This is a genomic window from Bifidobacterium sp. W8114, from assembly GCF_016101165.1.
Taxonomy (GTDB): Bacteria; Actinomycetota; Actinomycetes; order Actinomycetales; family Bifidobacteriaceae; genus Bombiscardovia; species Bombiscardovia asteroides.
This window is the reverse complement of record NZ_JACFRA010000001.1, coordinates 360133-382699: the sequence shown is the minus strand read 5'-3', so window position 1 is coordinate 382699 and position 22567 is coordinate 360133. Positions and strand designations below refer to the sequence as shown.

Sequence of the window (22567 nt, the reverse complement as noted above, 5' to 3'; positions counted from 1 at the left end):
TCTCAGGGCAGGACGGTGGAGTCCGGGCCGGAACGGATCACGGTGGCGGCAGGCATAAGCCCGTCAGGGGCCATGACCGCCAAACCGGCCAGGCCAGCCTGGTTGACCGCGTCCACGCCCAGGCGTGCGTTCCAGATCAGCCGGGATGAGCCATGCCCGGAGTTCTCGTTCAGCCGTACGGCGGCCACCTGGTCGCCCAAATCGTGGGTTGAAAGCCCATGCGCGCGACCTGCTTCCATAGTCAGCGAGCGCTCCCCCAGCTTGTTGCCTTTTTCGTCGAATCCAACCAGTTCGGCCTTGACCGGATCGGTCGATGGATTGACCAGGGTCAGGACGGCCTGGGCGGGCCGGGATATGGTCAGTGCCGAGGAGGCGGCGGCAGTCCCCGCAGGAATCAGAGCCAGGTCGGACTGGGACTGGTCCTGACCGCCCTGGCTGGTCACCTGCAGGACTGCGTGGACGGGCCGGTCGGCATGCACCTGCAGAGCCAGCTTGCCATCGGGCACGCCGCCCAGATCCACTGCCGTTGCCTGAGAACCTTGCAAATCCACCCGCCGCAAGGATTGCTGGCCGCCCTCATCCATCCAGGACAGGTCTACAGCAGTGGCCTGGGAACCCTGCAGAAGGAGTGTGGCATGGTCTGCCCCGCGCAGGCCGGGAATGACCAGATCACGGCCGGGAGCCGCCAGGGCAGTCACCTGATCCGATCCACGTGGCTCAAGTCCGTCCATGACATTGATGGAGACCGACATGGCCACCGGAGCCTGGGAGCTGCGAGCCTGGACATAGATGGCCTGCTGTCCAGGAGCCGCCGCAGACAGGTCGTATGAGGCATGGCCGCCGGGAGCCACGGTCATGGTCTTCCCGGTCTCCAGGGACAGGTGTCCTGAGGAGTGCGACCCCTGGACCTCAAGACTGATCACCGTGGCCTTGGATGACGGATTGTAGACCATCAGCCGCTGGGTGGTCCCTCTGCTGGTGGCGGGCAGCAGGAAGTCCCCGTCCATGACGGCCCGGGGACAGGCCAGCGCCTGGATTCCTCTAAGATCGCCCTTGGTGGCCCAGGAGACCATGCCGGCGGCAGCCCCCGTGCCCGGTTGAGACTTGAGCATCCGGGAATCGAAGGCAGTGGCCGAAGAGCCGGGGTCGAGCGAAGCGGCCATGACCTTCTGCCCATCCAAGAGATCGGGATCGGTCACCGGGGTGCGTTGCCCACCCCCCATTGGGGTCAGGCTGGAACTGCCGATGGATCCGAAGGCGGCGGCGGTGACACGGGAGCTCAGATCGCCCTCCGATGCCTTGAACTGGTCATCGCCGACCTTGTCCTCGTCCGCCACCGCCATTCGAGCCGGACAGTATGCCGCTACCTCTCGCTGGCTGACCCGGCTGGAAACGACCGTCGATCCTCGGGCGCCATCAGCCAGTGAGGCAGGAGGCGCCCAGATCAGAAGAGCGGCAATCAGGACCGCCACCAGGGGCGCCGTGACCAGAGCAGCCACCGAGGATCCCTTGCTTCGTACACTCATAGCTGCTCCCCTCCAAAGTAGCCTGGACGCGGCAGAGCCACCAGACAGTATCCCAGCAGGACCAGGGCCAGGGTCCACAGCCAGACCCTCCTCCAGGTGCTGGCCTCTGCTTTCGTGACCCCAGTCATGTCAACACCCACATTCTTGCCGGACTGCGAGCTCAGGCGGAAATAGGTTCCCTGGGCGTTGGCTACCACCTGCTGGGCGCCATCGCTGGCGGTGATGTTGGACACCAGGTCATCGTTGGGCGTGGACCCCAAGCCCACAGCATCGGAACGGTCGACGGGCACATAGATTCCGCCAAAGCCCAGGTCGGCCACAGCGGCTACGGCCTTGGAATCGGCATTGGCCATCAGGGCAGCCGCCGAATGCGAGAGGACATCCTCGCCGGCCAACCGAGTGCCATTCACCCTCTGGACACGCAGGGCAGGCGAGGCATCGATCAGCTCTCCTCGTATGGTGTGCAGGCCGGTGTAGGCTACACGGCCATGGGAGGGCGAAGTCAGCACCAGCACCCGGTGGGACGGATCCTTGTCCAGGTAGTCCTCCGCCACTGCCGGAAGTTGCCGGCCGTCCGCGGACAGGGGCCCACCGACAGGCGCCACCAGACCGGCCACCGCCACTGCAAGAGTGACCAGGGCCAGGACCAGGCCCAGCAAGAGTCTCAAAACCCGTCCGCCACCATCAATCGCAACAGCGGATGTTGAGGAGGACTGCGCAGGAGGCAGAGGCGGACGATCAGCATCGCTGTCAGGGGCCTGGTCATGCCCGGGAGCAAGGGGCGAGAAAGGACGAACGGCCCTGCCAGCCAGAAGGCCCAAGCAAGCCAGCAGCCCCATGAAGGCCATCATCATGCCGGGCAGGACCGAGCCGGCCACTGGGCCAGCCTGGTCCAGACCAGTGCAGACCGCCTGCGAAATCAGCGCCAGGACCAGGCCCAACAGGACCGTAATCCAAAGTATCCTGGCCGCCTTGAGCGCCCGAGGCACAACCAGAGCAACAAAGGCCAGCAGAGCCACCGCCAGTAGACAGCAGGCCAATGTGGTCGGGCGCCAGAGTTCAGGTCGCCACCTGATAAGCCCCGGGACCGAAGCATCCAAGCCCAGCAGGCGGGCCAACAGTTCCCCCAGGCTCCCGGTTCGAGGCTGGCCGGTTAGGTCCCCCGTGGGAATCATCAGGTCTGCGAAAAGCTGCCTCCAAAGCCCCTCCTTGGCATGATGCAGGGAGTTGACCAGGGTGGGCGCCAGTGCCAGCAGCGAAGGCAGGGGCATCAGCAGCAGCATGATCCGATGAGACGGCACCAGGCAGATTGCCATGATAAAGAGCGGAATCATGGCCAGTATGAGCTGAGGTTCGGCTGCCAGGACCGGCAGGAAGCAGATGGAAGCAAGAGCCGCCTGCTGCACCGAAGCCTTGGGGTGCACGGGGGCCTCGGTCTGATACAACCCCACAGCCTTGAAAACGAAGGCAAAGGCGGCAGGCATAAAGGCCATGACTGTCAGCATGGGCAACTGCAGACCATCCACGATGCCCAGGGCGAATGCCAGAAAGGCCCAGGTCAACCCCAGCAGGACGCGGATGGGATTGGATCTGGTGACCACGCCGGTCAGGGCCCAGAAGGACAAAGCGGCCAATCCTGTCTCCGCCAGGAGCATCAAGGCCATGGCCTGGGCCACATGACCGCCAGTCAGCAGGGCGAAAGGCAGGAGCACAAGGAGGAAGGGAGCAGGAACTGCGGGCTGTCCCACGCCCCCGGCCCAGGACCAGGAGGTGGTGGCCGCCGCCAGAAGACGGGACCAGTCGGCCCCTGACGAGGGCAGCGAGGGCGCATGGATGGCCCCTCCCGAGAAAACGGCGCGACAGATGGGCCAGTGGGTGGCCACCAGGGCCACCAAGACTGCTATGGTCATCCCTGACGCCCAGGCCAGGCGGCGCAGGAACTGCTGGCGCAAATGAGCCAGGGCCAGGTGGCTGAGCATAGGGTGTTCCTGCTGGTCGTGGAAAGCATGCCTGCGCTGCCGCCACTGCCGTATCTGCTGGCTGTTGGCCTGAAGAATGTCCAAGCGACGGGGACCGCCATGGCAGGCGGAGGTCAGACGGCGACGCATGGTCAGCAAGGCTGCAGGACGAGCCAGAATCCGCCAGGGCGCACACAGGCGGCAGAGGGCCCTATAAGGCCGTTTGCCGATGAGGTCAATGGCCATGAACCACAAAGCCGCCAGAACCCGCCAGAGCCAAATCAACGGCCACCATGGCAGGGCAAAATCAGTCATCAGGTAGCGTTCCCGAGCCAGTATCGGACCCATGGAGGCATCCAAGGGGTGGTCAGGCTGCACCGGCCGTCCATTCCGGTCACGCAATCCGCTCATCCGGGCACCGGCATGGGCCATCCGGGCGCTGGGCACCACCACCACCCGTCCCCCCGACAGGCAGATGCGGCGGCAGAGATCGTCGGCTTGGCCGAAAGTGCCAGCCCAGGCGCCTGGACCACCCAGATTCCTCATTGTCTGCATGGGCACCAGAGCGCCAGCCAGGCTCACGGCGAAGACATCCTGACGCGCGTCATACTGCTCCTGGTCGGGCTCGCTGTCCACTACAAGGCTCACCGTTCGGTGTTGGTAGGCATACCGACCCACGTCCCGCAGTCCCACGCCCTGCCAGTCATACTGCTTGGCGCCCAGCAGGGAGGCGGTGGGATTGCTGTGCCAGGTGTCCACCAACTTGTCCAGGCAATGATTGTCCAATGGACGGCAGTCATCGTGCAGAAGCCAAAGTGCGCGGATCCGACCGGGCAGACGGGCATAGCCAAGCGCCTTGTCGACGGCATCGCCGAAGGAGGAGGCGCCCCGGGCGCGAACCACCTGCACCTCCACCCGCGCTGGCCCGTCCACCGGAAACTGCGCATAGAGAGGCTCCACAGTGGCACCCGAGCAATCAGCGATGATCAGGACCCTGGGCAAGAGGCTCTGTCGCAAGAGGGCACGCAGGGTGTCAGACAGGTAGGTCAGGTCATGCTCGACCGTGATCACCGCCGCAACCGCATCCTCCACATGTGGGCTGGCGGCAGGCGAACATTCTTTTATGCCTGCAGAGAGGACCTGCCGGACATCCTGGGCTTGAGGCGCGACGAAACTCATGCGTTCCAGTCTACGCAATCCAGGTCACCGGATGCCCCGCTCGGGCACCTGCGGCGATTCAGACCTGACGCTGCGCGCGCATCCTCTTCTTGTAACGGCGGCGCTCCCGTTCACTCATCCCACCCCAGATGCCAAAGCGCTCGTCGTGTTCGACTGCCCAGTCCAGGCACTGCTTTCGGACGGTGCAGTCGGCGCAGACCCGTTTGGCCTCCTGAGTGGAGCCTCCCTTGCCCGGGAAGAATGCCTCCGGGTCGGTCTGTGCACAGAGCGCCTCGCTTCGCCAGGATGGTCCGATATTGACTTCGAACCATTGCATCAGCGGCGTCAGCCTATTTTTAGTTGTACTGCTGTATCGAGTGTCTATAAAACCACTCATAGCGACCCCCCAGTCCCTAGTGTGTTTACACACTTTTATTACAGCCGCTGCGGAGGTCTTCTGTCAACCCCTAAATGACTGCAAGCGCAACTGGGCAGCACGTGGAGGCGGCCGTATCGCCCGAAGAGGAGCTGCGGATGGGGGTCAGACTATACTATGACTGGTTTAAGCACGCGTTACCGCCATCCCGGTCCTTTCAGCCGGAATGACCCCTACAGCGACAGCCGATGAGGAAGGCATAACCATTGACGTCCCCAACCAGAAAGATGGGTCTGCCCAACATCAAGGCGGGCAGGAACGGCAAGCCCCAGCACAGCGATGGGTTCCGCAGCAGCCACTCCCTGCGCACGGGCATATGTCTGGCCCTCACCTTCGTTCTTTGCTTCCTGGCCTCTACGGTGGCGGCCTTCTGGACCGACATCAACGGTCACATGCACGTGCTCGAGCCCATCAGCCTGACCCAAGGCCATGGGACCCCAGAAGACATCTACAAGGGCAAAACCTTGAACGTCCTGGTACTGGGCCAGGACACCCGCGAGGGCAAGGGCAATTCGGTCCTGGGCGGCGGCGGGGATGACCTGGAGGAGAACCACCAGTCCGACACGGCCATGGTGGTCCAGATCGCAGCCGACCGCTCATATGTGAACGTGGTCTCCATTCCCAGGGACTCCATCGTGAACGCACCGGCATGCGTCACCAGCAAGGGCGAGACCATTCCGGCCCGCCACCAGGTCATGTTCAACTCCATCTTCGCTGACGGCTACAACCAGGGCGGCGATGTGAATTCGGCCGCCAGCTGCTCCCTGGCCGCGGTCCAATCCCTGACCGGCCTGGACATCCAGCAGTTCGTGGTGGCCGACTTCAATGGATTCAAATCCATCATCGACGCCCTGGGCGGAGTGGACATATGCATCCCCACGGATACCAAGGACACCTACACCGGCATTGACCTGAAGCAGGGCCTGCACCATCTTGACGGAACCCAGGCTACCGAGTACGCCCGTATGCGCCACGGAACCGGCGCCGACGGATCAGACATCATGCGCACCACCCGCCAGCAGTACCTGGTCAAGAGCCTGGTCAACGAGGCCAAGACCGTCGATATTTATTCAGACCTGCCCAAGGCCTACCGTCTGACCACCACCTCCCTGTCAACCCTGCAGCTGAGCGAGGGCCTGGGCAGCTTCCAGACCCTGCTGGGCCTGGGCAACTCGCTCAAGCATATAGACACTGCGCATATCTACGCCAGGACCATACCTGTCGAGGAATGGTCCCAGGACAGATACCGGGTGGTGTGGACTGACGAGGCCGACACCATCTGGCGGCTGCTCCGGGAGGGGAAGCCCTTGACCCAGGCCAACGAGGCTGCAGAGTCGGCATCCTCATCGGACAAGCAGGCCGGCAATAATCATGATGCCCGGAGCGACCAAACCTCACAGGGTTCCACCCGGACAAGAGGCAACGGCTCTGACACAGGGGACGGCACCCAATCCCCATCTGCGTCAGCCACCGCTCTGCCCAAGCCCGATCCCCGTACCGGACTGATCACCATGCCTGACAAGACCCTGATCGATCCGGACACGGGCGGAATCGTGGATCCGGACGATGGAGCCATCAGGGACGCGAACACCGGACAGTACATCGGCATGGCGGACCGCTACCTGTTCGCTACAGTCTGTGCCGTTCCGGCGCAGAGATAGCCGATTAAGCCCCCTGGAGTCATTCAGGCATGCTATTGCTTACCTAGTCGGCCAAAGGAAGGTAAAGGGTATGCGGACTGGATCAGACCAGGGAGGACAAGGACAGGAGCCTCCTAGCTTCATGCCCGCCGGACATCACCGTCCGGCGGCCGACCCCAGAGGCCCAGGTAGCGAGGCCAGACACGGCCATAGCCAGACTCCTCCCAGCTTCTCCCCCTCCTCCGGGACTGGGCATCAGCCGGCGCAGACCAGCAAAGCCCGGAAGGCCAGACGCACCAGCGGCTCCTCCAAGACCACACCCAAGCCAACGACCATGGCTGCACCTGTCGGAAACGACTGGAGCAGCAGAAGCGGCCGGAACCTGCGCAAGGGCACTGCCCTCGTCCGCAGACACCCCGTGCGCAGGTTCATAACCATTTCGCTGTTGGTCCTGCTGCTGGCACTGGTCGTGCTGGCGGGTGGAGGATGGTTCTGGATCAATGGCAAACTCACCCGCGACAAAATGCTGACCGATGCCTCTGACTCAGTAGCCGACACCTGGCTCCTGCTGGGGTCGGACCAGCGCGACGGTTCTCCGGGAGCCGGACAGGATGACAGCATCACCGGCTTCCGCACCGATACCATCCTGGTGCTGACCAGGCCACGCCACGGAGCCGCATCCTTGATTTCAATCCCCCGGGACTCCTTGGTCAAGCAGGACGGGGATTACATGAAAATCAACGCAGTGGCCTACACATCGGGCTACCGGGCCCTGACGGGTCAGATCGAGGACATCACCGGCCATAAGGTCAATCACGTGGCCCTGATTCGCTTCGGAGGCCTCAGTAAGGTGGTCGACGCTCTGGGCGGCGTCAGGCTTTGCTACGACGCAGACGTCAACGACCCCAAATCAGGCATGGTCTGGTCAAGTGGCTGCCATCAGGCTGACGGCGGTATGGCCCTGGCCTTCACCCGCATGCGCTACTCGGATCCCAAGGGGGATTTCGGGCGTGCCGAACGCCAGCGCCAGGCCATTTCGGCCATCGCCGCCAAGGCACTCAAGCCTTCGGTTATTCTCAATCCGGCCACGTCCGGCAAGGTCCTTTCGGCGGGGCTGGATGCCTTGGTGGTGGATGAGCGGACCAACCCCATAGATCTTGTGCGCATGGTCCTGGCCTTCCGTAGTGCCAGCGGCAGCAAGGGCGTCACCGGAAGCGTCTACTGGACAGATCCCGACTACTATCCGGGCGGGGGTATAGGCTCCACCGTTCTGCTGGATCAAGCCCAGAACACCGATCTATTCAACCAACTGGCCCAGGGTAGCCATGCCCCAGGAACCGTCGGTGGCATGTAGCATCCACCACCAATCCCAGCCACATTCCACATTCGACCACATGCCAGGTTTACCCTGGTGCTCCCCAGTCAGACCCTTCATGCTGAAGACATGATAAAGGCCTATTCATCAGCACATGCATTTCCGTTGTCTACCGCCGGGCCGAGAGTCGCGGACAAGGCTGCTGATGGCGATTGGCACCCTGCTGGCATCAAAGAGCGAAAATCCAAAAGGGGAAGGGCCCAGGTCATTCTGACCTTGGTTGCCCAAACGGCTCCAGCACTGGCCCAGGCGGGCATGATCTGGTACGTGGTCGGCCAAGGCCGCTGGATGTTGCTTCTCCTCTTGCTACCCAGCCTGACAGGTACCCTGGCCATGGTGCTTTTGAGCCTGTTGCGAACGCATCGTCAGCCATCGCAATCTCTCCCCGCCCAGGCACAATTGGAATACGGCATAGCATCGAATCGTGCATCCCCATCGACAAGCACGGAGGACCAGACACAACGGGATCTGACTGAGCTGGCTTCATACCCAGGCCCTGCGCTGGAGTCCCGACTGTTGGAATCGGGGGCTTCGGGGGCACATGGCCTGCTCTGGCAGGGCATCGTCCATGCCTGGCTTGCCGCATCAGGGAAGACGGCACCGGCAGTCATCGGTGTCCGCCCTGATCACAGTCCGCTGGTCATCGATCTGCCGCGCGACGGACCCCACGCTCTGGTGGCAGGCACCACCGGATCAGGCAAGTCGGTCTTCCTGCAGACCTGGTGTCTGGCCCTGGCAGCCAGTCAGCCTCCGGACAGGCTCAATCTGGTCCTACTGGACTTCAAGGGCGGTGCCGGATTCGGCCTGTTGGCCCGTCTGCCGCACACTGTGGGCTGCGTGACCAATCTTGATCTGGATCGGGCCGTGCGGGCCCTGAACGGCCTTCAGCGGGAGCTGGAACGCCGCCAGCGCCTGGTTGCCAGAGCAGGGGTGGAAGACACTGCCCTGATGACCGACCCACCGGCGCGACTGGTGGTGGTCATCGACGAGTTCCAGGCCCTGCGCCAACTCCTGCCTGACTATCTGGACAGGCTGACTTCGTTGGCTTCCCAGGGCAGGTCCCTGGGCATGAATCTGGTGGCCTGCACCCAGCAGACCATGGGGCAGGTCAACGCTCAAATGCGGGCCAATATGAACCTGGGAATCTGTCTGCGAGTACGGGACCCCCTGCAATCCAGGGAGTTGCTGGGCTCCTCCTGCGCTACAGCGATTGACCCTTCCTGCCCTGGTCTGGGCTTTCTGGAGCATGGCTTAGGCCCGCAAGCCTTCCGCACCTGCCCAGCGGCTGACCCGCAGACCCTGGTTGGCCAGATCATCAAGGCCAGTCGCTTCTGCGACAACCGACCGCCGGCACCGCTCTTCTCCTCTCCCTTGCCAGAACATGATCCGGCCTGCGGAAAGATCCTCTGGCAGTCGGGACGGCCTCTGATACCCCTGGGACACATGGATGACGGTGTTCTGCTCCATCTCTACCGCCTGTCGCTCAAAGGTCATACGGCCCTGATCGGACCGCCAGGGCGAGGCAAGAGCACCCTGCTGGCCCTCCTGGCTCGTTCCCTGCTCACCCTGATGAAGCCGGGAGCCCGGCCAGAGCCAAACTTCGATCTGCGCATCACACGTCGAGTCGCCCACAGCTACAGCAGCCGGGACTTCCCTGGTCCGGTGCCGGCACCTCCTCATGGCCGGCAGGGTGACGGCCGTGGGCTGGTTTGGATTCTTGACGATGCCCAGGATCTGCTGGATCCGCTCTGCCAGGATCCTCTGGCCTCGCTTCTGCGGGAGGCTCTGGGACAAGGGGGAACCGCGGTGGTTCTGGCCGTGGATACGGCCAGCGCCCTGCGCAGACCTGAGCGTTTCAGCCGTCGTCTGGTGTTCCCCTGTGGCGAACGCGGAGCCGACCTGGCGGCTGGCATCCCCGCCGATCAGCTGGCCACCCTGTCCACTCGGGCCAGTGCCATTCCTGGACGGTGTCTGGTTCTGGAGGGAGGTCTCGCCATTCCGCTACAGGTGTTCTCTTTAGCCGTAAAACAAATGAACCCTTGAAAAAAGTCACTCATCGTGCTTATCTTGCATAGGGTAGTGATAAAGCATCGATAAAAACTTCTTGGAGGCTTAGGTAGATGAGTAATGCGTTTGATTGGCGCGCCAAGGCTGCTTGCCGTGACAAGGACCCTGAGCTGTTCTTCCCCGTCGGCAACACCGGTGCAGCCTATCAGCAGATCGAGGAGGCCAAGGCTGTCTGCAGGACCTGCAAGGTCATTGACGCCTGTCTGAAGTGCGCGCTGGACACCAATCAGGATTACGGTGTCTGGGGCGGGCTGAGCGAGGACGAACGCAGGGCTCTGAAGCGCCGGGCCATGCGCGCGCGCAGGTCCCAGGCTATGCAGATGCAGTCCTGAATCCTTCGCGATTGCGCCAAACAGCAGAGGGGCGATGGCTTGATGCCACCGCCCCTTTCTTTTCCTGAAATGCAGCCTTCGGTTACAGTCTTCCTGACTACAAGGCGCCCCGTTTGAAAGTGCCCTGCATCACACGTCCTGGGCCACGCGCAGCTTGATGTTGATGACCACCCGGGTGCCACCATCCCGGCGGGGTTCCCACTTGACCGTGCCCCCGAAGTCGTTGGTGACGAAAGTGTTGATGATCTGCGTGCCCAGCCCGGACCCGGTGGAACGAGCCTGACCCTGATCCGACTCGGTGCTGTAGCCGTTGCCGTCATCCTCGACCACCACGTTGAGGTTGTTGCCGCCCCGGCCCACCGATATGGTGATATGCCCTTCGTCACGGCCCTCAAAGCCGTGCTCGACCGCGTTGTTGACCAGCTCGGTCAGCACCAGGGACAGGGGGGTGGCATCCTGGGCGGGCATCATCCCGAACTTGCCCACGTAGGAGATGGTGATGTGCTGGTCGCTGGTGGTGGCCAGGTCCACGCTCATCTTCAGTAGGTTGGCGATCACCTTGTCGAAGTCCACAATCTCGTCGGCGGTCTGGCTGAGGCCCTCATGAACCACGGCGATGGTCTGGACGCGGCGCTGGGCCTCCTCCAGCTCCTTGCGGACTTCGTCGGACTTGGTGCGTCGGGCCTGCAACCTCAGCAGGGCCGACACGGCCTGAAGGTTGTTCTTGACACGGTGGTGAATCTCGGAGATGGTGGCGTCCTTGGTCTGCAGCTCCTTCTCCCTACGGCGCAGCTCGGTCACGTCCCGGCAGAGCACAATGGCGCCGGTCCTGCCCTGCTTGCCATACAGGGGCAAGGAGCGCATGGAGACGGCCGACCCGTTGGCGTCCAGCTCCGAGTCCACGGCCGCCTTGCCCGACAGGACCAGTGGCAGGGAGTCGGGCACCGGATCGTTCTCCTTGAGCAGGGAGGTGCCGATCTCGCTCAGGTACTGACCAATCATGGTCTCCACCGAGCCCAGCCTGCGGAAGCAACTGATGGCATTTGGCGAGGCGTAGCGCACAACGCCGCTTGCCGTCAACACAAAGAAGCCGTCGGCCACCCTGGCGTTGTGCCGCTGGTTGAGCACCGAATCCGCGTAGGGGAACTCGCCGCGGGTGATCATCTCAAAGAGCTCCTTGCCCGCATTGATGCTCTCGCTCTCATAGCGGCCATTGGATTCACGGGTGGCCATGTTGGTCTCGCGGACCACCAGGCCCAGGGTTTTGCCCTGGTGTCGGATAGGGGCGTAGACGTCGCAGACCGTGGCGCGGCCGATGGTGCGCAGCTTGTTGGACCGCAGCACCCCCTTGGACCGCATGGCCGCATCCAGCTCCTCACGTCGGTCCGCCGGGAAGTGCTCCCCCACCACATCCTCGGTGCGCAGGGACATGACCGTGGAGGGTCGGCACTGCTCGGCCACGGTGAACTCCCCCTCGCCGGTACGCAGCAGGAGCAGCAGGTCCGCAAAGCTCAGATCGGCGATGACCTGCCAGTCGGCCACCAGGTGGTGGAGCCACTCACGGTCCTCCTCATTGCAGTCGTCGCAGGATGCCAGAATCTCGGAAAAATCAGCCATGCCCTCCATCATACAAAGGGCCCTGGGAAGCAGACAGGCGGGTCATGCCAAGGGCGATGATGACATGCGCGTCCGATACACAGGTCTGGGGTAGGGTGGTTCACGGATGTTTCACCCCTGCGATCCGACCCGACAGGCCGGAGCCAGTCAAGGGGCCAAGGGAGGGCCATGGCAACCAGGACCAGCGAGAACGGCAGACCGTCCGAGGATCAGGAGGTCGATCCCGATCTCGAGCGCCGTCGCCAGCAGCGCCGCCAGGAGCTGACCTACCTGCGCCGGGATGCAGAGGTGGCCCACGAGGCCCATCTGCAGGCCCGGGCCGATGCGGTGCGTGCCAAGGCCAAGGCCAAGGCTGCACGGATCCTGGCCAAGGCTGAGATCAAGGCCTCACGAATCGAGGGAATCCCCGACATGGAGATCGAACGCAAGGTCCGTCTGGATGTGCACGGCCGTCCCAAGCCCCTCTTGCGCGGCTGGATCCACGCCGTGGCCGCCCCACTGGCCCTGGCCGCCGGCATCGTGCTGATCTGCCTGGCCCACGGCACCGGCCTCAAGCTGGCCTGTGCGGTCTTCATGGTCGCCTCACTGGCGCTCTTCGGCAACTCGGCCCTCTACCACCTGGGCGACTGGACCCCGGGTACCACGGACGTGCTGCGCCGCCTGGACCACGTCAACATCTTCCTGCTCATCGCCGGCACCTACACGCCGATCTCCTTCGCACTGGACCCCTTCTGGCGGCGGATCATCATCCTGGGCATGTGGGGGGCCAGCCTGGTGGCCATGATCGTCCACGTCTTCTGGATCGAGGCTCCCCGCTGGCTCTACACCCTGGTCTACGTGGTCTTCGGAGTCTCGGGTGTAGGTTTCCTGAAGCTCTTCTGGGACTCCCCCATGGCCGGTCCGCCCGTGGTATGGCTGATCGTAGCCGGCGGCCTGGCCTACATCCTGGGGGCTGTGGTCTACGGGCTGCGCCGACCGGACCCCTGGCCTCGGGTCTTCGGCTTCCACGAGCTCTTCCACTGCGGGACGGTCATCGGCTACGCCTGCCACATCGTGGCCATCTACCTGGTGGTCTGCAACCTACGCTGAGAGCAACTCTCCAGTTGAACCGCCTTTTCAACAAGGACAATGGACCAGGATCAAGAATCAAGCAGTCACCCATAGACGAAGCCGCCCTCCGTCGACGATGGCGGGGAGCGGCTTCATTCAGGTCGGGTCGGGACAGTAAGGGGTGGTCCCGCTACTTGAGGGGCCTGGCATCCTTGACGGTGACCGAGATGTCCTTGCCATTGGGTGCCTTGTAGGTCACGGTCTGGCCCTTCTTGGCACCCATAAGTGCCGCGCCAATGGGCGACTCGGGGCTGATGACGTCATAGTCGGTTGCCACGGTCAGATCCCTGGAGCCCAGCACATAGACCATTTCGTTGCCGGCCATGGTCAGGGTCACCAGCGAGCCATTGCCCACCGTGCCCGCCTTGGGGGCCTTGAGGATCTTGGCATTGCGAAGCTTGACGATCAGCTCGTTGATCCGCCCCTCGTTCTTGCCCTGCTCCTCGCGGGCAGCCTGATAGCCGCCGTTCTCGCTCAGATCGCCCTCGGCCCGAGCAGCCGCGATGCGTTCGGTGATCTCGTCGCGGTACTCGCCCTGACGGTGATCAAGCTCCTCCTTCAGTTTGTCGTAAGCGGCCTGTGTCAGCAGAATCGTCTTTTCCTCAGCCATGTGATTCCTCCTTGTTTAATGCACTTGTCTCTTGGCCCGACCTGAACTGCAAAGTCAAGGGTATGAAAAAGGCGCCGGCCCTCACCGGCGCCTGGAGACCTCTGTCTACCGTGTCGATATGATGTCGATCACGAAAACCAGGGTATCGTCGCCGCCGATGCCGGCCTGGGGCATCCCCTGACGACCATATCCGTACTCCGGCGGAATGGAGACCACCAACCTGGACCCCACGTTGTGGCCAGGCACCGTCTGGTCCCAGCCGCGAATGACCTGCCCCACGCCGATGCCGAAGCTGGCCGGCTGATGACGCTGGAAGCTGGAGTCGAAGACCTGATCCGAACCCCAAACGACACCGTGATAGTTGACGGTGACGGTATCGCCCTTGCGAACGACAGGTCCGTCCCCCTCGACCAGCTCCACGGCGCGCAGCCCGCTGGGCGCCGGACCATGGAAGGTTATGGTCGGCGTGGCGCCGAATTCGGCGTTCACCTCGGGCATGGATTGGTCACTCATGACAACTCCTTTGGTTTTCTTGCGTACCAGAGTATCGGTTCGTCGGCCGGGTGACAAGTCGCGACACTGCCGTCCAAGCCGATGAGGCCTTGGTGCCCCGGGTGGGAATCGAACCCACAAGCCGGTGAAGGCGGCGGATTTTAAGTCCGATGCGTATACCATTTCGCCACCGGGGCCGTAACCCATAACGCCTTAGTATATCATTCGCGCAGGAGGGTCCGACCGTAGTCCAGGACCAGGCCATCCAGAAGGCCGTGCTCGCTGGCCACATAGGTTCCCGAAGCCAACGCACTCGGGCTGGCCTGGCCCAGCCGCTCCAGCAGACGGCTCCAAATCAAGGCGCCGCCGCCGATCACATCCACACGGCCGGGATGGATGGTCTTGAGTTCCCGACGAGCCTGCCGACTCATGTTCAACACCTGGTCGTCAGCCCTGCGAGCCGCATCGACTGAAACGGACCGGCCGTCGACGGCATGGCGATCATAGACCTCGCATCCCAGGGCCAGGGCGCTCATGGTGGTGACCGTGCCGGAGACTCCGATCAGGCTGCCTACCCCGGCTGCAGGAACCTGGTCGAAGGCCCGGTCGATCCAGCCGTCAACATCCTCAAGCGCCTGGTGGATCTGCTCCTGGGTGGGCGGATCGTCCAGCAGATGGCGCTCGGTCATCCGCACGGAGCCGATGTTCATGGAGTAGGAGGCCCTGACCTGGTCCACGGGCAGATCGCTCCCGTCCCCGCCCAGGACCAGCTCGGTGGAGCCGCCACCCAGATCGACCACCAGGTAGGGCGCAGGAGGCATGTCGGCGCTGACCCGCTGCTCCAGTACGCTGACCGCGCCCAGAAAACTCAGGGAGGCCTCCTGGGAGCCGCTGATAACCTCGGGCTTGACCCCCAGAATGGAGCGCACCCCCTCCTCAAAGCTTTCGCGATTGTGGGCATCCCTGGTGGCCGAAGTGGCCACAAAGCGCAGGCCATCCACCGGGTGATCCTGCAGCTGCCGGGCGAAGAGCCGGCAGGCCTCGAAGGCCCGATCCAAAGCCTGGTCGGAGAAGCGGTGGTTGCGGTCCACGCCCTCACCCAGCCGGATGACCCGCATCAGCCTGGGAGCCACCGGATGGAGCCCCTGCCGATCCACCCGGGCTATCAGCAGCCGTATGGAATTGGTGCCGCAGTCCACGCCCGCCACCGTAACCTGATCCATGGAAGCCCCCTTCATTGGTTCCCCTGCCGGTTCTCTTGCCGTGATGCCTCGGTCCAAGGCTGGGCGCACCTGCAGACCTGCGGATCAAACGCCTGACGCACCAGGTCCAGAACCCGGTCGCCCAGGGGATTGACCCCAGGGCCCATGACCAGGGACTGGGCAGTCAGAGCATGCAGACACTTGACCCTTTTGGGCATGCCACCGGCAGAGATTCCGGCGATGTGGCTCTCGTCGTCGCCCAGACGCTGGGCCAGGGCAGAGCGGAAGGCCAGATAGAGCTCGTGAGCCCTACGGTAAGCGCTGGCCAGATCCGGATCCGAGTCCAGCTCGGTATTCCAGTCGGCCATGACGCCGTCAGCCTCCAGCCGGGAGACGGCCTTGACCGCCTCGGGACTGGTCAGATAGCAGGTTGTTGGAAAGGGCGTACCATCTCCCAGCTGGGGCCGGGTGACCACAGCCAGTGGATTGCCACAGACGCAGCGGGCCCCCACTGCAACCATGCCCCGCGGATACCGACCCAGCTGGCGGTTCACGACGGCTATCTGATCCTCTATGGCCGGGGTCGCCAGAAGCTCCCGGACACGATCCCTGACCGCCTCCAGGTCCTGGTCAGTAACCAGGCCAGAGACTTCGACCCCATTCTGCCCGACCTTGGGCTCGACCCGGACCTTGTCCGCGGCTTGAGATTCCACTGCTGCCTGGGGCCTTCCCTGGGCCTTGATCACGCTGTCCTCATCTTTCCTGATCGTTTCCTGCTACTAAGTTCGTTAACCAACGGCGTGACGAAATCCGAGCCTTCGGAGTTCACTGCGCTCCCCCGCCCTCGGATGGAGAGGGGTCATCAGAGCCACCTGGACTACTTGAACCAGATGGACTGGCAGAGCCGGTCGGACTGGATTGCCCCTTGCCCCTATCGGCAGCAGGATTCTGGTCGGCCTTGGCGAAGGAGTAGGCCATCTCCTGATACCAGGGCAGGGAGTTCTTCCTCGGGGCCCGGACCCCCTTGCTTCCGGCCTGGTCCTCGTCCTTGTTTCCCGTGACCGCCTCCGGATGCAGGACCCGGATGGCATCCTCGTCGGGGAAGACGAATCCCAGCCGATCCCGGGCCTGGGCAGTCACATAGGCCTTGTCGTCCCAGCGTCTGATCTGGTTCTCCAGGTCACGTTTGTGCTCGACAAGCTGGGCCTGCTGGTTGCGCAGGCCGTTGAGCTCGGAAAGATTGATGGCGTAGGCGTGGAAGGTGGAGACCAGCTGAATCAGACCCAGGGCCACGATGATGACCGCCACAAAGAAAGTGATGGGTCCCAACGACCGCCTGCTTGTCCGCCGGTCGGCGCCGTCACGTTTATTGTTGGCCATACCCATAAAAATACCCGCGGCAGCCGACGCGGACCACCACGGGTGAGAGACTTCAGGGTCGGATCAAAACCTGCAAAGGCTCCGAGACCCGACCAGCAAGGCCTTACTTGGTGTATTTCTTGCAGGCCTTGAAGGCGCTGTAGCCGGCGTACTCGGCGGTGGAGCCCAGCTCCTCCTCAATCTCCAGCAGACGGTTGTACTTGGCGATGCGCTCGCCACGAGCCGGAGCACCGGTCTTGATCTGGCGGGTGTTCTTGGCCACGGCCAGATCGGCGATGGTGGTGTCGGAGGTCTCGCCGGAACGGTGTGAAACCATGGAGGTGAACCCGTTGGCAGTCGCCAGCTCGATGGCGTCCAGGGTCTCGGTCACGGTGCCGATCTGGTTGAGCTTGACCAGCAGGGAGTTGGCGGCCTTCAGGTCGATGCCCTTCTGCAGCCTCTTGGGGTTGGTCACCAGCAGGTCGTCGCCCACGAACTGCAGGCGGTCGCCCATGGCGGCGGTGATCTTCTGCCAGGCGCCCCAGTCCTCCTCAGCGAAGGGATCCTCGATGGAGACCAGCGGGTACTTCTCGACCAGACCCTGGTAGTAGTCCAGCATGTAGTCGGCGTCGCGGTCCTCGCCGTCGAAGTGGTACTTGTCGGTGTCCTTGTTGTAGAACTCCGAGGAGGCCACGTCCAGGCAGAGGCCGATCTGTTTGCCGGGCTCGTAGCCGGCGGCCTGAATGGCGTCGACGATGTACTTCAGGGAGTCCTCGTTGGACTTCATCTTGGGGGCAAAGCCGCCCTCGTCGCCCAGACCGGTCTCATGGCCGTCCTTCTTGAGAATGCCCTTGAGGGTGTGGTAGACCTCGACGCCGGCGCGCAGGGCCTCCCGGTAGGAGTCGAAGCCGTAAGGGGAGATCATGTACTCCTGGATGTCGGTCGCGAAGTCAGCGTGGGCGCCGCCGTTCATGATGTTCATGTTGGGCACGGGCAGGATGTGGCCGTTGGTGCCGCCCAGGTAACGGTAAAGAGGCAGTTCGGCGGACTCGGCGGCCGCATAGAGCGCAGCCAGGGAGACGCCCAGAATGGCGTTGGCGCCCAGCTTGCCCTTGTTGGGGGTGCCGTCCAGATCAATCATGGTCTCGTCCAGGGCGCGCTGATCGGTGGCGTCCATGCCGATGACGTTGGGAGCGATGGTCTCATTGACCGCCTTGACGGCGTCCAACACACCCTTGCCCTGATAGCGCTTCTTGTCGCCATCCCTACGTTCCCAGGCCTCGGCCTCGCCGGTGGAAGCACCGGAGGGAACCAGACCACGCCCCTCGGCGCCGTCCTCAGTCTGCAGAACGACCTCGACGGTCGGGTTGCCACGGGAATCAAGAATTTCGCGCGCGAACACGCTTTCAATTGCTGCCACAACTGCTCCTTCAATAAGTTGTTGTGATGTCTCTTACAGGATACTAGTTTTGTTGGACGGGCGAGGGACCCGCTGGCGTGCCATCGTCGGAGGACTTGGGCAGCCCCCAGGCAAGGTCGTCCAGCAGGGTGTCCACCCAGGCGGTCATGGCCGCTGAATCCATGGGTCCCGAACCCAGGGAGCCCGCGAAGGGCGCTGGAATCAGCAGGTTCTGCGTCACCGGGCGGTACTGGCTGCCCTTGTATATTCGTGCGATCCTGGCCTGGAGGGAGTCGGGCATGGTCACGGGTCTGATGCGCACCCTGGAGCCCTGGGAGGCAATCTCCGCTATGCCCAGGGAGCGAGCCTTGGCCCGCAGCCTGGCTACGGCGAAGAGGGTGTCGAACTGGGCCGGCGGACGACCATATCGGTCAGTCAGCTCCTCGTGCAGGTCGCGCAGATCCTGCTCGTTGCGGGCCGAGGCCAGCTTGCGGTAGGCCTCCAGACGCAGCTTGTCCGAATCGATGTAGTCCACCGGGATTGAGGCCTCCAGAGGCAGGTCGATGCTGACGGTGACCGGCTCGGTCCGCCCGGGTTCCTTGTACTCTTCCACCGCCTCGGAGACCATGCGCACGTAAAGGTCGAAGCCGACCCCCTCGATATGTCCGGACTGCTCGTCGCCCAACAGGTTGCCGGTGCCACGCAGCTCCAGGTCCTTCATGGCCACGTCGTAGCCGGATCCCAGGGCCGTGTTCTGGGCGATGGTGGCCAGCCGGTCGTGGGCGGTCTGGGTCATGGGCTTGCTGGGGTCGTAGAGGAAGTAGGCGTAGGCGCGCTCCCGGCCACGTCCCACCCGGCCGCGCAGCTGATGGAGCTGGGAGAGCCCGAAGCGGTCGGCCCGGTCCACAATCAGCGTGTTGGCATTGGGAATATCCAGGCCGGTCTCGACGATGGTGGTACAGACCAGCACATCGATGTCCCGATGCCAGAAGTCGCGGATGACCCCGTCCAGCTGCTTCTCCCCCATCTTGCCGTGGGCCACACCCACCTTGGCCTCTGGGACCAGGGTCTGCACCTTGGCCGAGACCTTGCCGATGTCCTCCACCCGGTTATGGATGTAGAAGATCTGGCCCCCGCGCAAGAGCTCGCGGCGAATGGCCGCAGTCACCTGGGCATCCTCGTAGGCACCTACATAGGTCAGCACCGGAAGACGGTCCTCGGGTGGCGTGGCCAGGGTCGACATCTCCCGGATGCCGGTCACCGCCATCTCCAGAGTGCGCGGAATGGGCGTGGCCGACAGGGACAGGACGTCCACGTTGGTTCGCATGGCCTTGAGGGTCTCCTTGGCCTCCACGCCGAAGCGCTGCTCCTCGTCCACGATCATCAGACCCAGATCCTTGAAGCGGATGCGCGGGTTGAGCAACTTATGGGTGCCGATGACCACGTCCACGGCCCCGCTGGCCAGGCCCTCCATGGTGGTCTGGTTCTCCTTTGCGGTCTGGAAGCGGCTCATGGCGGCCACATCCACCGGGAAGCCCTCGAAGCGCTCGGTGAAGGTCTGGTAGTGCTGCTGGACCAGCAGGGTCGTGGGCACCAGGACCACTACCTGCTTGCCGTCCTGGACCGCCTTGAAGGCGGCACGGATGGCTATCTCGGTCTTGCCGAAGCCCACATCCCCGCAGATCAGGCGATCCATGGGCACCGGCTTTTCCATATCGGCCTTGACATCGTCGATGGCGGTCAGCTGGTCGGGGGTCTCCTGGTATGGGAAGGCATCCTCCAACTCCTTCTGCCAGGGGGTGTCGGGGCTGAAGGCGAAGCCCTTGGTGCGCTGCCGGGCCGAGTAGAGCTTGACCAGGCCCTGGGCAATCTTGTGGACATGCTTGCGGGCCTTGGCCTTGGTGGCCGACCAGTCGGATCCGCCCAGCTTGTTGAGCCTGGGAATCTCGGCACCGATATAGCGGCTGACCTGGTCCAGCTGGTCGGCCGGCACGAAGAGCTTGTCTGGCGGCGCGTTGCGCTTGGAGGGGGCGTACTCCAGGACCAGATACTCCCGGCTGCCCTTGCTGGGGCCCACGCCCACGCTGCGCTGGCGCATGCCCAGGAAGCGGCCGATGCCGTGCTGGTCGTGGACCACATAGTCGCCGGGCTTGAGCTCGTCCAGGTCGATGGCCTTGCGCCGGCGGTTGGAGGTCTTGCTGCCGGCGGCCACACTGGTGCGGCCCGTCAGGTCACGTTCGGTGAGCAGGGCCAGATGGGCGGACTGGTCCACGAAGCCGTCCACAGCCAGGGAGCGGTGGTACTCCAACCCAGTGATCCCCGTGGTCTGCACGGCCCGACGCAGACGGCTCAGCGTTCCCTGGGCCGGAGCGGTCACCACAACCCGGTCGCCGCGCTCCAGCAGGGATGCAATGCCCGAGGCGGCCCGATCCTCGTCGCCTCGGTACTGGTCCGGGGCCAGGGCATCCAGACGCTCGGCCCCCTCCCGGTCCGGATCCACCGACAGGTCGGTCAGCTTCCAGACCTCCCCCCTGCGGTACTCCAGGGATGAGATGACCTCGTCGTAGTCCAGGAAGCTGGCCCTGTCGAAGCTGATGGGTGCGCCCGAGCCTTGTCCTGAGGCCGCTACATGCCAACTGGCGGCCAGGAACTCGTTGGCGGTCTTGACCAGGTCCTGGGCGGAGCGGGCCAGCAGCTGCGGCTCAGACAGCAGAATCAGAGCGCCCTCAGGCAGCATGGACCCCACCGGCACCAGGTCGTCGACCAGGGCAGGCAGAAGGGATTCCATGCCCTCCACCGGAATGGCCTGGGCGATGGATTCCAGCATGTCGTCGGCGTTGGGGATGCTCCCGATCAGGGAGCGTGCGCGGGCTCGGACCTGGTCGGTCAGCTGCAGCTCGCGGCAGGGCGGCGCCCAGATCCGGTCCAGGTCGGGGCCGTAGGTGCGCTGGTCTGAGGCGTGGAAGCTGCGGATGGTGTCCACCACGTCGCCGAAGAACTCAATGCGCACCGGGTGGGCCATGGTGGGGACGAAGACATCCAGGATGCCGCCTCGGACGGCGAACTGGCCGCGCTCCATGACCAGGTCCACCCGGGTGTAGGCGTTGCGGACCAAAGCTTCGACTGCCTGGTCCAAGGGCAGGTCCTGGCCGCGTAGGAAGACCAGGGGCTCCAGATCCTGCAGACCCTTGACCACCGGCTGCAGCAGGGAGCGCACGGGCATGACCAGGATGCGGATGGGTCCGAAGTCAGGGTCGCCCTGGACCGGGTGGGCCAGCCGCCTGAAGACGGCCATCCGGGAGGCCACGGTGTCTGCCCGGGGCGAGAGCCGCTCGTGAGGCAGGGTCTCCCAGGAGCGCAGCAGGGCCACATCACCCGGGTCGCCCTCATACCAGGAGCGGATGGCGCCGGTCATCTCCTGGGCATCACGTTCGGAGGGGACCACCAGAACGACCGGGGCACGTCCGGCTGCGGCAGCTGCCAGGGCTGGCCTGATGCCCTGGGGAGCCTGGACCATAAGGGAGGTGTCGGTGTCGGCAGCAGGCTCGGAGTCTCCTTGGACCAACCTCTTGAAGGCGGCATCCGCCTGCAGGTTGTCCAGAAGAGGACGCAGGGACCCATTCAGCGATTCCTGGGGCTCTTTCTTACCAGTCTCCTGCACTGACTGAATGTGCTCATCGACCATTGAACAGCTCCTGAGCCTGGCTGAGGCCCTTGGTGATCACGATTTCTGCGGCATCCGCGCCGTCGCCCAGGAACTCGGGCAGGCGCTTGCGCTGATCGCCGACAAAGGTGCCCAGAACCCAATCCACGGTGCGGCGATGGGCGTCCGGACCCCTCCGGGCATGCCCCACACCCATGCGGACCCGGGCATAGGCGTTGCTGCCCAGGGAACGGTCGATGGAACGGATGCCGTTATGCCCGCCCGAGGACCCACCGGCCTTGACCTTGATCCGGCCGAACTCCAGATCCATGTCGTCATGGATGACCACGACCCGCCCAACCGGTATGTGGTAGTAGGAGCAGATCGAGGCCAGGGCATCGCCGGAGTCGTTCATGAAGGTCAGCGGCTTGGCCAGGAAGAAGGGTATACGGCGTCCTTCAAGATCCAGGGTGCCACGGCCCAGCTGGGCCAGACCCTTATGGTCGCGCAGGTTGACCGACCAGCGTTCGGCCAGCAGATCGGCGCACATGAAGCCCATGTTGTGCCTGGTGCCCTTGTACTCGTCACCCGGGTTGCCCAGTCCGGCTATCAGCCAGAAATCGGATGCCATGTAGGTGATACC

At 63.8% G+C, this 22567-nt stretch carries 17 protein-coding genes and 1 tRNA gene; 5 read left to right on the top strand and 13 right to left on the bottom strand.

The window, feature by feature from the left end; genetic code table 11:
- Positions 1-2 precede the first annotated feature (2 nt).
- From H3T89_RS01535 to H3T89_RS01525, 3 genes are read right to left on the bottom strand one after another with little or no spacing between them, the layout of a single operon-like run.
- Positions 3-1526: a DUF5719 family protein gene (locus H3T89_RS01535; RefSeq protein WP_198216026.1), complete on the bottom strand. Its 1524-nt coding sequence runs from the start codon at positions 1524-1526 to the stop codon at positions 3-5.
- The gene (locus H3T89_RS01530; RefSeq protein ID WP_198216025.1) at positions 1523-4663 is read right to left on the bottom strand and encodes a glycosyltransferase; all 3141 of its coding nucleotides are present in this window, start codon (positions 4661-4663) and stop codon (positions 1523-1525) included. Before H3T89_RS01530 ends, H3T89_RS01535 begins: the two co-directional genes overlap by 4 nt.
- A gap of 58 nt (positions 4664-4721) precedes the next feature.
- Positions 4722-4979: a WhiB family transcriptional regulator gene (locus tag H3T89_RS01525; RefSeq protein ID WP_029678496.1), complete on the bottom strand. Its 258-nt coding sequence runs from the start codon at positions 4977-4979 to the stop codon at positions 4722-4724.
- A 305-nt stretch (positions 4980-5284) separates the two neighbouring features.
- Between H3T89_RS01525 and H3T89_RS01520 the strand changes: the two genes are divergently transcribed.
- The 4 genes from H3T89_RS01520 to H3T89_RS01505 all read left to right on the top strand — a co-directional run bounded on the left by H3T89_RS01520 (position 5285) and on the right by H3T89_RS01505 (position 10492).
- Positions 5285-6739 (top strand): LCP family protein, encoded by a 1455-nt coding sequence (locus H3T89_RS01520; protein ID WP_110417307.1) that lies wholly within the window; start codon positions 5285-5287, stop codon positions 6737-6739.
- Positions 6740-6809: 70 nt separating this feature from the next.
- Positions 6810-8072 carry an LCP family protein gene (locus tag H3T89_RS01515; protein ID WP_232348373.1) on the top strand — a complete coding sequence of 421 codons (1263 nt, stop codon included), beginning with the start codon at positions 6810-6812 and terminating at the stop codon, positions 8070-8072.
- A 237-nt stretch (positions 8073-8309) separates the two neighbouring features.
- The gene (locus tag H3T89_RS01510) at positions 8310-10136 is read left to right on the top strand and encodes an FtsK/SpoIIIE domain-containing protein (protein WP_198216024.1); all 1827 of its coding nucleotides are present in this window, start codon (positions 8310-8312) and stop codon (positions 10134-10136) included.
- Positions 10137-10213: 77 nt separating this feature from the next.
- A complete protein-coding gene (locus H3T89_RS01505; protein WP_015021978.1) occupies positions 10214-10492 on the top strand; it encodes a WhiB family transcriptional regulator in 279 nt (92 codons plus the stop codon).
- 129 nt (positions 10493-10621) lie between these two features.
- Here H3T89_RS01505 and H3T89_RS01500 read toward each other — a convergent pair whose 3' ends face one another.
- Positions 10622-12109: a sensor histidine kinase gene (locus tag H3T89_RS01500; protein WP_015021979.1), complete on the bottom strand. Its 1488-nt coding sequence runs from the start codon at positions 12107-12109 to the stop codon at positions 10622-10624.
- A 168-nt stretch (positions 12110-12277) separates the two neighbouring features.
- On the opposite strand from H3T89_RS01500, the gene trhA reads away from it, so the two are divergent.
- Positions 12278-13198 (top strand): PAQR family membrane homeostasis protein TrhA, encoded by a 921-nt coding sequence (gene trhA, locus H3T89_RS01495; RefSeq protein WP_198216023.1) that lies wholly within the window; start codon positions 12278-12280, stop codon positions 13196-13198.
- A 151-nt stretch (positions 13199-13349) separates the two neighbouring features.
- Here trhA and H3T89_RS01490 read toward each other — a convergent pair whose 3' ends face one another.
- From H3T89_RS01490 to pth, 9 genes are all read right to left on the bottom strand, one after another.
- On the bottom strand, positions 13350-13829 hold the full coding sequence (locus H3T89_RS01490) for a GreA/GreB family elongation factor (protein WP_015021981.1): 480 nt from the start codon (positions 13827-13829) through the stop codon (positions 13350-13352).
- A gap of 105 nt (positions 13830-13934) precedes the next feature.
- The gene (locus tag H3T89_RS01485) at positions 13935-14342 is read right to left on the bottom strand and encodes an FKBP-type peptidyl-prolyl cis-trans isomerase (RefSeq protein WP_024627330.1); all 408 of its coding nucleotides are present in this window, start codon (positions 14340-14342) and stop codon (positions 13935-13937) included.
- Positions 14343-14432: 90 nt separating this feature from the next.
- Positions 14433-14518 (bottom strand) — tRNA-Leu (locus H3T89_RS01480).
- Between the two features lie 24 nt (positions 14519-14542).
- Positions 14543-15544: a Ppx/GppA phosphatase family protein gene (locus H3T89_RS01475; RefSeq protein WP_198216022.1), complete on the bottom strand. Its 1002-nt coding sequence runs from the start codon at positions 15542-15544 to the stop codon at positions 14543-14545.
- 11 nt (positions 15545-15555) lie between these two features.
- The gene (locus H3T89_RS01470) at positions 15556-16164 is read right to left on the bottom strand and encodes a DUF501 domain-containing protein (RefSeq protein ID WP_415873462.1); all 609 of its coding nucleotides are present in this window, start codon (positions 16162-16164) and stop codon (positions 15556-15558) included.
- Between the two features lie 184 nt (positions 16165-16348).
- Positions 16349-16903, bottom strand: a complete 555-nt coding sequence (locus H3T89_RS01465) for an FtsB family cell division protein (protein WP_232348372.1) — start codon at positions 16901-16903, stop codon at positions 16349-16351.
- 103 nt (positions 16904-17006) lie between these two features.
- Complete coding sequence (gene eno, locus H3T89_RS01460) at positions 17007-18302, bottom strand: phosphopyruvate hydratase (RefSeq protein WP_015021986.1); 1296 nt, start codon at positions 18300-18302, stop codon at positions 17007-17009.
- A 43-nt stretch (positions 18303-18345) separates the two neighbouring features.
- Complete coding sequence (gene mfd, locus H3T89_RS01455) at positions 18346-21966, bottom strand: transcription-repair coupling factor (protein WP_198216020.1); 3621 nt, start codon at positions 21964-21966, stop codon at positions 18346-18348.
- The gene (gene pth / locus H3T89_RS01450; protein WP_198204185.1) at positions 21956-22555 is read right to left on the bottom strand and encodes an aminoacyl-tRNA hydrolase; all 600 of its coding nucleotides are present in this window, start codon (positions 22553-22555) and stop codon (positions 21956-21958) included. The genes mfd and pth overlap by 11 nt, the downstream gene beginning before the upstream one ends.
- Positions 22556-22567 lie beyond the last annotated feature (12 nt).